Annotated in this window: 7 protein-coding genes; 2 read left to right on the top strand and 5 right to left on the bottom strand. The window is 52.2% G+C overall.

The features are described from left to right. Nucleotides 1–24 precede the first annotated feature (24 nt). From GRF59_RS22450 to GRF59_RS22435, 4 genes are read right to left on the bottom strand one after another with little or no spacing between them, the layout of a single operon-like run. Nucleotides 25–1,791 (bottom strand): polysaccharide deacetylase family protein, encoded by a 1,767-nt coding sequence (locus tag GRF59_RS22450; protein ID WP_160499952.1) that lies wholly within the window; start codon nucleotides 1,789–1,791, stop codon nucleotides 25–27. A gap of 39 nt (nucleotides 1,792–1,830) precedes the next feature. Next, nucleotides 1,831–3,711: a glycosyltransferase gene (locus GRF59_RS22445; protein ID WP_160499951.1), complete on the bottom strand. Its 1,881-nt coding sequence runs from the start codon at nucleotides 3,709–3,711 to the stop codon at nucleotides 1,831–1,833. Nucleotides 3,712–3,735: 24 nt separating this feature from the next. Continuing rightward, nucleotides 3,736–5,055: a nucleotide sugar dehydrogenase gene (locus GRF59_RS22440; RefSeq protein WP_237391980.1), complete on the bottom strand. Its 1,320-nt coding sequence runs from the start codon at nucleotides 5,053–5,055 to the stop codon at nucleotides 3,736–3,738. A gap of 31 nt (nucleotides 5,056–5,086) precedes the next feature. Next, entirely contained in the window at nucleotides 5,087–6,544 is a 1,458-nt protein-coding gene (locus GRF59_RS22435) for a polysaccharide deacetylase family protein (protein ID WP_423802975.1), read from the bottom strand. Nucleotides 6,545–6,797: 253 nt separating this feature from the next. Between GRF59_RS22435 and GRF59_RS22430 the strand changes: the two genes are divergently transcribed. Both GRF59_RS22430 and GRF59_RS22425 read left to right on the top strand, forming a co-directional pair. After that, on the top strand, nucleotides 6,798–7,931 hold the full coding sequence (locus tag GRF59_RS22430) for a response regulator (RefSeq protein ID WP_160499949.1): 1,134 nt from the start codon (nucleotides 6,798–6,800) through the stop codon (nucleotides 7,929–7,931). Nucleotides 7,932–8,153: 222 nt separating this feature from the next. Continuing rightward, nucleotides 8,154–9,725, top strand: coding sequence for a phytoene desaturase family protein (locus GRF59_RS22425; RefSeq protein ID WP_160499948.1), 1,572 nt, complete (start codon nucleotides 8,154–8,156; stop codon nucleotides 9,723–9,725). Between the two features lie 155 nt (nucleotides 9,726–9,880). On the opposite strand, the gene GRF59_RS22420 is transcribed toward GRF59_RS22425, so the two are convergent. Then, nucleotides 9,881–11,476, bottom strand: coding sequence for a PTS sugar transporter (locus tag GRF59_RS22420; protein ID WP_160499947.1), 1,596 nt, complete (start codon nucleotides 11,474–11,476; stop codon nucleotides 9,881–9,883). Between the last annotated feature and the right edge of the window lie 90 nt (nucleotides 11,477–11,566).

Here is an 11,566-nt window from a genome sequence, read left to right as displayed (position 1 = left end):
ACTCTTCCCTTCACCTCTGATTCCTCAGAAAGTATCGATTGCCCAATCGATGGAAGCATTGATTATGTTTTGAACCTTTACCACGATGCCCTTCATGCCCGTAGAGCGGCTGCTCCACAGTAACTTGCCGCCATCGTTCTTATCCTTCAAGGCTTCGATTTTCAAGCTCTCAAAAACGCCGTCATAAATATCGTCCTTGGTGTTCTGCTTATTGAATTCCGAACCCAGGGCTGCGCCTCCTGTCTGGATAGAGGCGTCGACGGACTGCTGCACAAACAACGGCTCGCCGTCCACGTTCACATCCAGCTTGCTGCCCTGAATCGTTACTTCCAGATTGCGGGTCTGGCCGACATTAACCGGGTACTCATCCTCAGAAGTCTTTAGCCCTGCAGTCGCCACCTGCTCCGAGTACACGCCCGCCTTATCCAGCGTCAGGTCCGTTGCTCGCCACTGCACGGTATCGAGCTTGCGCTTCTGCAGAATCTCCACGGCTTGTCCCGCTTTCTTCTGTTCAACGCGGAGCTCGTTATTGTCCAGCACGATGCGGATAAACGACTGCTTCTGCTCATCGTCGCGGACGTACACCATTTGTTTACCCACCACGTTGCCGGTCAGCTTCACGCTGAGCCGAAGATCCGGGCTTTGCATGCTATCCTTCAGTAAGATTTTCCCCTCCCCGGCAGGCGTTGAGGTCAAGGCAATTTTATTTTCCAAATACTCAGTCGCGCCGCTGATCTGCTGCCACTGGCTCGCCCTTTTTTCGTCCCCTTTAATATACTCCATCTGCTGCCCGGCGTCCCTTTCCACCTTCATCAGCAGGTGATTCGTATACCAATAAGGCTCCGGCTGTACCCGCGTCAGATCATACAGATTCTTCTTGCTGTCGTTATACATATTGCCATCCCGGTTGAAATGCATGCTGAACAGCTTATGAATATTTTCATCATTGGCTTCAGCCACCAACCGGTTCATGCTTCCATACAGCGTGTTGGCATGCATGATCATATACACTGGAGGCACGAAACCCAGCTTTGCCGTGTAAACGGACTTCATTTGATCGTAATCCCCCTGAATGCGGGCATCCATCTGGTTACGGTCTTCGAGCGGTATCATATTCTCATCGCGGATGAAATCCATCAGGTAATGATTATAGTACGCGATATTCTTTTTATTGCGCATTTCGTTTTCGGTCTTCTGCCCGAGATAGCGGCCATCCCGATCAAATATGTTGATATAAGACAAGCGGTATCCGTTTGTGCCCAGCTCCCAATAGCCGGTCCGCATCATTTTCAGCATTTCCTTGGGTTGGACGAATTTGCCGTCGCTGTCTCCCATTTTGTTCGCATAGGAGAGGAACGTAGCCTTGAAATTGTACTTTTCCAGCAGCGGCTGGGCAAATAATTCGGAATCATTGCGCCCATCCTCGAAGGAAAGGAACAAGGCTTTATCCGGCAGCGGCTTGCCTTTCTCATAAAAATCCAGGACATCCTGCTGGGAAATCGTACGATAGCCTTGATCGTACAGCGTTCCCAGCTGCTGCTCCAGCTGCTTTTTGGCTACCAGCTTCGGGGTGCCGGCACGATCCACGCCAAAATAAGACAAGGCGATGAAGCCGTTATGGTTCGTCCAGTTCTCCTTGGACGGTTCTGCATAATGCCTCGTATTAAAAATCGTCTGGACCAGCAGGATGACCACAACCAGCAATATCGCCAGCTGCGCCACCGTCTTGATCCGCTTCCGGCGGTTTTTGCGCTGGTAGTCCAGGGCGGTTCTCCGCTTTCCATTGTTCATTTCGGCCAACCTCACTCTATAGTTTCAGCTTGCACGGGACTAGAACGGCAGATCGATGTTACGGTCCTTGTGCTTGTGCTTCTTTCTCTGCTTCCTTGCCTTTTTCCGGTTGCGTGCTTCAATATCCTGCGGCGTTTCCCGCGTACCCCACGTTGACTTCCAAAAGGTCACCCAGGCTACAGGCATCTGCCACAGCAGCACCAGCTCGTAGAAGACACAGAACACCAGTCCGAATATCCACAGCCTGCTCTTACGGAACAACAGATGCGCCAAGCTCATGAGCATGGCCATCATCAGCAGCCCCATCAGGAATGTCGTCGGAAAGATGTGATGCACTGCCGGAACGTATACGAGATTGTAGAGCACGATAACGGGCGCGGCAATCGGTACGATCAGCCCGATATAGAAGAACAGCGCCATGAAGGGCTCCTTATGCCAGATAAATCCCCCCGCCCGAAGCGACTCCCGCAGCCAGGAACGCTTCCAGCGCATCTGCTGCTTCAGGAACACGCCCATATCCGATGGAACAATCGTCGAACAAATGGCGCGATCCTGGTAACCCGTACGATGGGTCTTCAGAATATAATTCGTCATGCTGCGGTCATCGCCGAAGGTGGCCGGTTGTCCCAGGAATTTCTGGTTCAGCCACGCCTCCGAGTGCTGCACGATCAGTTCCTTCCGGTAACAGGACAGAGGCCCGGAAAGACAGGTCACGCTGTCAAACCACGACTCGGCAGCCTTCATGATCCGGAATGCAATATAATACCTGACGGTTTGCAGCTTGGTCACGGAGTTGGTATATTTGTTCTCCACGTCCGTACGTCCTGCCACCCCGCCCATTTGCGGGTCTTGAAACGGCTGGACCAGATTCTTGATGGCCTGGTGATCGAGAAAGCTGTCTGAATCCACGAACACGACTAGGTCATGTTTAGCCATTTTTACCCCTTCCACCAATGCAACCCGTTTACCGCCGTTTTCAGGAAGTACATGCATTCGCAGACGCTCCTTCGTCTTGTAGCGGTCTGCCTCGCGATGAACCAGATCGATGGTTTTCTGAATCTGCTCTACGGAGCGGTCGGTTGACCGGTCATCCACCACAATCACTTCCAGCTTGTCCACCGGATAATTCTGGTTCATGCAGCTGAGCACCGTGCGGTGAATCCACTCCTCCTCGTTGAAGCAGGGGATAATGATCGATACGCCCGGCGTATATTCCGGATTGACCGGAACATCACGGTAGAGCGCCCCGAAAAAATACCGCGTCAGCAAAAATGCCGCCGCAATCAGGCTGTATAAGTACAATAGCAAATTATATTTAAAATAGATGATGCTTTCCGCACGCAGCAGCATAATGAACAGTACCGAGGCAAACAGCAACGCGCTCGCGGTGTACACGGAATATCCCCAACGCTTCTTTTGAAAATAGACCGTCAGCGGCTTTTCGAATTCAAATGCGATCATCTGCTGTTCGCAGCCGTTCTGCTCCTCCGTAAAGAGACGAATGGCTATCGCATCGGTTTTCACGGCCGATTCGAAGCCTTCCGGCATGGTTCCAGGCGGAATATGGAACCGGATATGCACCGCATCACCGGGTTTGAACGGAACCTCCGCTCCAGTCATTCGAACCAGAATGCCGGTGGAGGATATATCCACGGCGTGTCCCTTAAGCATTCCTTTTTTCCGCTGTCCCTTCGCCGTCATCCGAACCTCAAAATCAGCCTCATAGCGCAAACTGAGCAGCCTGAGCTTCGATACCAGATCGGGATCCTGATCCGTTTGCTCCTGATCCATCTCCTTCATTCCCCGGCGGTCCGGGCTGGTCCGGATTTGCTCGGGATCAGGCACGTCGGGCAAAATGCGACGGTCGGCGCGCGGAGAAGTCAATACCTCTTCAATAACTTTCTTTTTTCTTCCAAGCACTGGCGCCCTTCTCCAATCTATGAATTATAGCCTCCAGTAATAGTAGCCTTCATTCTCGAATTCGGCCTTGCTGTAGACTCCTTTTAAATCCACCATCACTTTGGGCTGTTTCCCGCTGAACATCCGGTCGATATCGGAAAAGCTCATCTGGGCAAACTCCCGATGCGGAACGGCTACGATCAGCACGTCCAAATCCCGCATTTCGGACAAATCGGACAGTTCCAATCCATACTCATCGTAAGCTTCTTGGCGGTCCACATAAGGATCGGTGATGATTGGGCATACGCCATACTCCTGAAGCTCCTCAAGGATATCGGTAACCTTCGTGTTCCTTATATCGGCACAGTTCTCTTTATAGGCAAGGCCAAACAGGCCGATTCGGGAGTGGTTCAAGTCCAGCTTCTGTTTCACGAGAAGTTTAATGATCTGCTGGGCCACATATGATCCCATTCCGTCGTTAATATGACGTCCAGCCAGAATAATCCGGGACCGGTATCCGGTATCCTCCGCCTTATAGGTCAAGTAATAAGGATCAATGCCGATGCAGTGCCCGCCTACAAGTCCTGGTGTGAAGCGCAGGAAGTTCCACTTGGTCCCTGCGGCCTCCAGAACCTCCTGCGTATCGATGCCCATCTGATGGAACAGCATGGACAGCTCATTCATGAATGCGATATTGATGTCCCGCTGCGCATTCTCGATGACTTTGGCTGCTTCGGCAACCTTGATGCTTGCCGCGCGGTGTACGCCCGCTTCAATCACAAGCCCGTATACGCCGGCAATGATATCAAGTGCCTCTGAGTCAATGCCGGAAACGATCTTCACGATATTATCCAGCCGATGAACCTGATCTCCGGGATTGATGCGTTCCGGCGAGTAGCCCACTTTGAAATCCTCGCCGCAGCGCAGCCCCGACTCAGCCTCCAGAATAGGAATGCAGATATCCTCGGTAACGCCGGGATACACCGTCGATTCGAACACGACAACAGAACCCTTGGCCAGTTTCTGCCCGACGATCTTACTTGCGCTTTCTACATATTTAAGATCGGGAACATTGCCGCTCTGCACTGGAGTTGGGACCGCAATAATAAAGAATCCGGCCTCTCCGAGCTGATCCGCATCCGAGGTGAATTCGACGGCGCAGTTCCCGATTACCCCATTCCCCAATTCGCCGGTAACATCATTGCCGCTTCGATAACGGCTGATCTTCCGCTCGTTCACGTCAAATCCAATGACCCGAACCTGCTTGGCAAAAGCAACCGCAATCGGCAAGCCCACATACCCAAGACCAATCACTGCGATGGCCGTCCGCCGATTCGCAATATCCTCCAACATGGTTGAACTCATCTCTCTATCTCCTTCGCTTCCTAACTGGCTTCTACGGGTTCAACAAATCGCTGACCCTGACGAATGTATAACCTTTGCCTTTCAGCTTCTCAATGGCTTCGGGCAGCGCTTCGATGGTGTGTAGATCATCCAGCATATGGAGCAAAATGATGCTCCCGCTTCGAGTCTGTTCCGTAATGGTCTTTACGATTTGATCCGCGGTTCGGCTCCGGTTCCAATCGTTCGGGTCCACGTCAAAATCCGCAATCGTATGGTAACCGGCAGCCGAAATCATGCGCGCTTCGGCCTCGTTGATTTCTCCGGTCGGCGGCCTGAAAATCATCGCGGGCTTCTGCTGAATGGCTTCCGTGATCACTTGATGCGCCTTCACCACCTCATTTTGAAGCTGCTCCGCGGTTTGGGTGTCCAATACGGGGTGGCTGTACGTATGGTTGCCCACATCATGCCCAGCCTCCGCGATGGCTCTTGCCAGATTCGGATTCTTCTCTACACCATCCGCCCGCAGGAAAAAGGAAGCCTTGATCTGATACTTGTCCAAGATGTCGAGAATATGGGTAATGGTATAATCCGTGCCCCAATCATCGAAGGACAGCGCGATTTCTTTGCGCGGGGTTTCCTTTCTATAGATCAGGTTGTAAGGGACTTGGTGATAATCCGCATTCGGTTTGGCTGCATCATACCCTGCAATTTCCTCGAGCGGCTTCCGCTCGCTGCCCTCCGCGACCAGATTGCTTAGCGGCACGAAAGTGTAGCCGACGTCCTTGGCAGCGGCTGCAATAAGGGAGATATTTTCCTCCAGCTGCTTGTTTTCCTCGATGTCGAGCGTGATAATGCCGCCGCGGTTGATGTATTTTCGAATATATTGCTTTTTCTGAAGTTCTGTCTCCTGATTCCAGTTATGCAAAAAAAGACTGTAGGATATCACCGCACTCTGCCCGTTATGTGCGGCTGCCAGCCGAATGTCGTCATTATAGGTTCCCGTTTTCGTCCTCACGTATCGCGGTGCGGCTCCGGTTTCTTTTTCAATGACCTGATTCGCAAGGCGAATCTCTTTATACATCTGATCATAGGTAAGCTTGCTCAGATCCAGGCCATTCAGCGTGTTGTTCTCGATCTCGTGTCCCCTGGACTTGATATCCTGTGCAATATCAGGCTCTTCCGCCACTCTCATGCCCGGCAGGAAAAAGGTCGCCTTGATCCGGTACCGGTCCAGCTCGTCCAGCAGTTTGGTCATCGTGCCGCGATCCGCCATTCCGTTAAATGTCAGCGCCAGTTCCCTTTTCGTGGTATATACATAAGAAATCGCCCGGCTCTTGGCTCCTGTAAATTTCGTGACCGGCTGCTGAACCTGGGGCTGCTTGTCAGTCCCGATTTCACCTTTTTCACCGCCGAACAGTCCACAACCGGGCAAAAAAGTAAATACCAGTGCCAAAAGCAGGAGTGTAAACGCTTTTCTCCCAGGTCTTTTCACTTTACTCACTTGCATCATCCTTGCTCCTTTATGTAAAACTTCATGCAACCTTCTACCCATTCAGACACAGCATATCAATTCAACATATACAAAAAATATACAAACGCAAAGTCACAAAATTTTCCTCTGCCATATCATTAAACATTTATATCCACAAGCCCCACATACCGGGTCCATTTTATGTCCTCTAATCGGCAATTCCTCAAGGTGTAAGCCTTGTCTCCGGGATGTTATAATAAGGTAAATACTCGGAGAAATTGCAGGTGGTGTCATGAGAGCCATTCTTGTCGATGACGAGCGACTGGCGCTGGAACTGCTCCAGCAGATGCTGGAGAAAAAAGTCGGCGGCGTAACCGTCGTTGGAGCTTATACCAACCCGGTGCAGGCCTTGGAAGAAGCCCGTGAGCTGCAACCGGATCTTATTTTTCTCGATATACATATGCCTGGCATTGACGGTTTGAAGCTGGGGGATCTGCTGCAGGAGTCGATTCCTTCATTAAAAATCGTATTTGTCACGGGTTACGACCGCTATGCCGTTGAAGCCTTTGAAATGAATGCGCTGGATTACATCCTCAAGCCGCCGAATCCGAAACGGTTGCAGAAGACGCTTGAGCGCTTCCGGGAGAGTGAAAACAAGCGCATGGAGGCAGATACCGGACAGGCTCTTCTATGCTGTTTTAACCAATTGCAGTACCAACCAGCAGGCGAACCACCCCAACCCTTGAAATGGCGCACAGGCAAGGCCCAGGAGCTGTTTGCCTTCATGCTGCATCACCGCGGCCGCATTGTGGACAAGGAGACCCTGCTTGAGATGCTGTGGCCTGAATATGATACTCCCCGGGCGCTGCAGTATTTGTACACGACGGTGTACCATATTCGCCAAACGTTGAAGAACAATGGACTCGATCATATCACCATTTCAAGCGGAAGCTTTGAGACCGGCTACCGACTGACATTCGGGGATCTGCGTTTGGACACGGAAGAATGGAAAACACAGGTGCTAAAGCTTGGCCCGCTGAATGTGATCAATGCATCTAACTACGAATTGACGCTGGATATGTACAAAGGCGACTACTTGGCTGAATACGACTATGTATGGGCAGAACCGGAACGGGAGCATCTGCGCGGGTTATGGCTGCGGACGGCCCGGAGTTTAAGCGCTTTTTATGAACTGCATCAGCTTACGGGCGAAGCGGTTCGCCTCAATTTGCGCGTTCAGCAGCTGTTTCCTTACGATGAGGAATGCTGCCTTACACTCATGAAGCTGTACCGGGAAATAGGTGATAAGGAGGGGGTTCAGGAGCAATACCGGCTGCTGGCAGCCCGAATTGAAGGTGAACTGGGCAGCAGTATCAGCGGCAAAGTGCAGGACTGGTATACAGAGTGGGATAGCGCAAGAAGTTAGGAGATTGTAAGCAGATAAATCCAGGTAAGCAGTTGTCTTTAGGCCTCTTCCCTTTGACTACCGAATTCCCATCGCATCATGCCTAAAATGAAATGATGTTGGTCATCCTGAAAATGAAGCACGAAAAGGAGCGGCACCCATCTAGATATTGGTTATAATATTCATATGCCTATTTCTTAAGACTAAAATAATTTCAGCTGCAAGAAAGCGAGGTTATGGTACATGAATGATGCGGATTATATTGTCATTGGGGCTGGACATAACGGGCTTGCCTGTGCTTTAAAACTGGCGAAAGCCGGCAAGAAAGTGCTGGTGCTAGAGCAAGCGGATCAAGCCGGCGGAGCAGCCAAGAGCGGTCAAATCACGCGGCCGGGCTTCGTGCATGACCTGTACGCCACGAACATCGGCCTGTTTGTCGGTTCGCAAATCTACCAGGAATGTAAGCAGGATCTGCACCGGAACGGCTTTGACATTGCCGTGTCCGATCAACCCTTCTCCAGCGTGTTCCCGGATGGCGACGGAATCGGCGTATACAAAGACGAACAACGTACGATCGAACAGTTCGAGCGTCAATCCCCGAAGGATGCAGAAGCCTGGAAAGAACTCCTGAAGGTATTCAATGAAACTTCTCCTTATTTCTTGCCTCTGCTGCAGCAGCCGATGCCTTCCCTGCAAGCGGTGAAATCGCTGTACGGCATGGTTCGCGGTCTCGGGTACCGCAAGCTGATGGAACTCGGAGATCTCATTCTGAAGAGCCCTCGCCAATTCGCGGAGCACTGGTTCGAATCGGAAAAGGTTCAGGCCCTCTTCATTCCATGGGCGTTTCACCTGGACTTCGGACCCGATGTATCCGGCGGCGCGCAGTTTCCGTTCGTCGAACCGCCGCTTGATCATATGAACGGAATGGCCATTGTCAAAGGCGGCATCAGCAACCTGATCGACAGCATGGTCAAAACATTGGAAGAGCTTGGCGGCAAGGTGATGGTCAGTCACGCTGTAGATAAAGTACTGGTCCAGAACAATAAAGCTGCGGGCGTTCAGCTGGCCAACGGACAACAACTGTACGCAGCGAGTGGCGTCATTGCCAACGTAACGCCAACTCAGCTTGTCACCAAGCTGCTGGACCCGATCCATCTGCCATCGACATATGTGCAGAAATCCAAGTCATTTCGTTTCGGTCCCGGTACGATGATGGTTCATCTTGCGCTGGATGGCCCGCTGCAGTGGAGAGCCGGCGAGGATTTCTCGAAATTCGCCTATGTGCATATCGGTCCGTATGTTCATAACGTTTCGCAAACCTATACGGATGCCATCAACGGTATTCTCCCTGCAAGTCCGATGCTCGTTGTTGGCCAGCAAACCGCATTCGATCCTTCCCGCGCACCGGAGGGCAAACATACCCTGTGGATTCAGGTACGGGCCCTGCCTTCCAAGCCGAAAGGGGATTCCTTGAACGAGATCGCCATCGGTTCCTGGTCGGATATGAAAGAACCTTATGCCGAACGCGTTCTGAAAAAGCTGGAGGAATACGCTCCGAATCTGCGGCAGGTGCTGCTTGACCGCACCGTATACTCACCGGAGGACCTGGAAAAAGCCAATCCGAATCTCGTCGGCGGGGACAGCGTGGCCGGAAGCCATCACCTGGACCAGAACTTCCTGTTCCGTCCATTCCCGGGCTGGTCCCGCTACAAAACGCCGTTGAACGGTCTGTATATTGTTGGTGCTTCCACCTGGCCGGGCGGCGGCCTGAACGCCACCTCCGGATATTTGCTGGCTGAGGAGCTGCTGCGTTAATCATATCCTCAATCGCCTGGCAGATATTCTCCGGATGTTCTGACAGGCGGTGGAAAAAGGACAGCTGCCATGCCAAAAGTCACAAAAAAGACCCGCTTTTCAGCCTAATGACAAGGCTGTGCGGGTCTTTTTACGTTATGTGTATGTTGTAACTATCAAGCGGATTGCTGGACGGATACGCTTTGCTCTGCCTGCTTCCGGTTTCTCGTCGCCTTGTTGGCCACCAGGGTTACAAGGAATGCCAGCAGCAAAGCCACCGCCATCGAAAGGGTGAAGCCCATGACGTTATTCGAGAGCAGGGGACCCATAAAGGACGGGACATACGCAGTGCCCCGGACATTAAATACGCCAACCAATCCGCCGCCAACGCCTGCGGAAAAGATCGCTCCCGCGAATACCCATTTATTCGAGAACATGAACGGGTAGGCTGCCTCCACGAACGTGCCGAAGCCCATATTGATCAGGAAGCCCGGCGCTGCCACAGCCGCCTCGCCCTTATCGCGTGGAGCAATCAGGTTAGCAAGCGTTATACCTGCCGATACCATGACAAGTCCGACCATATCAATGGCACCCAGGAAGCTGTTGCCCGTCTTTTCCATCTCGAGCAGGACGATCGGTAAAATCGCCGCATGATACACGCCGCCAAGAATGGCCGGCCAGATCAGAAGACCGCCAATCACGCCAGCCACGATCGGGTTAAAAGAAATCGCCAGATTAATGAGGTACTTGATGAATTCCCCGGCTTGCAGCGCAAACGGAGCGATTAAATAATACATGATAAGCCCGGATATCAGCCCGGCGAACCCGCCGGCCACGATGTTCACGGTCGTCATCGGAAACCGCCAGCGCACGCATTGGACGAACAGGAGCTGTACGAGCAGTCCGGCCCCGATCCCGCCGAGTATGCCCCCGATAATGCCGCCGTTGATAGACAGGGCACCAGCGATGACCCCTGCAACTATCGAAACCTCGTCCATGTCAGAAATCTGCTTGGCGGCGATGACAGCCAGCACAACCGGAAGGGCCTTCAGCATGATATCGAAGACTTCGCTTAAGCCTTTGAGTGCCGGAATCTGGCTGAGCGCAAGCACAATGGCCATCGCAATAAAGCCCGGCAGCGATGACTGCATAATCCCTTTCAGATTGATTCTCCGCCACGGTTTACCGGAAGAGGGAAGCTTCGAACTCCCCGGGCTGCCAAGTACCGGCACATATTTCATGCCCCAGTGCTTGCACAGCGAAGTGATGAACGACACTGCGCGGGTCCGGTTCGTCGTTCCGGTTGTTCCGGAGGTGGCGATCACATTCGCTCCCTTGGAGCTGATCATGGCCATTGAGGTGCCGCCTGTTCCGACCACAGGAATTCTTCGTTCTGCCGCTGCCTCGATCGTCAGCCGATTGGCCTCTTCGGGATCCGCGCTCATGACGATCAAGCCGTCAATCTGTTCCGACCGAATCAGGTCAGCCATCTGCATATCCATTTCCGCCGCCGCTTGGTTCACTTCCTTTAAGGAACCCTTGGCACGCTTCATCAACCGGGATTCCTCAGGGCTCCATTCATATAGAACCGCCGCCGTTACGTCTTTTGCCGTATCCATCGATTCCGATGCCGCAATGAATTGCACACCGCAGATTCGAACCCCGGCACTATCACATTGGGCTGCAATTTCGCCCATCAGCTTGTCTGGATCCTTACCTCCCAAATTATATAAATTGCCGCCGCTGCTGCCTATGACTGCTATTCGTTTCATGATGCGCTCCTCTAAATGTCAATTTATTATATTATCGCTTTATCTTACTACCGTATTACCATATTATAAGAGTAAAATGTATCTTCAACA

Origin of the sequence: Paenibacillus dendrobii (genome assembly GCF_009807035.1) — a bacterium.
Classification (GTDB): domain Bacteria; phylum Bacillota; class Bacilli; order Paenibacillales; family Paenibacillaceae; genus Paenibacillus_AQ; species Paenibacillus_AQ dendrobii.
This window is presented reverse-complemented; position numbering and strand designations above follow the sequence as displayed.

What these genes read in the sequence shown, in the direction of transcription:
- GRF59_RS22450 (WP_160499952.1), bottom strand. Translation starts at nt 1,791, where the DNA reads ATGAACAATGGAAAGCGGAGAACCGCCCTGGACTACCAGCGCAAAAAC.
- GRF59_RS22435 (WP_423802975.1), bottom strand. Translation starts at nt 6,544, where the DNA reads ATGATGCAAGTGAGTAAAGTGAAAAGACCTGGGAGAAAAGCGTTTACA.
- GRF59_RS22425 (WP_160499948.1), top strand. Translation starts at nt 8,154, where the DNA reads ATGAATGATGCGGATTATATTGTCATTGGGGCTGGACATAACGGGCTT.
- GRF59_RS22430 (WP_160499949.1), top strand. Translation starts at nt 6,798, where the DNA reads ATGAGAGCCATTCTTGTCGATGACGAGCGACTGGCGCTGGAACTGCTC.
- GRF59_RS22420 (WP_160499947.1), bottom strand. Translation starts at nt 11,476, where the DNA reads ATGAAACGAATAGCAGTCATAGGCAGCAGCGGCGGCAATTTATATAAT.
- GRF59_RS22440 (WP_237391980.1), bottom strand. Translation starts at nt 5,055, where the DNA reads ATGAGTTCAACCATGTTGGAGGATATTGCGAATCGGCGGACGGCCATC.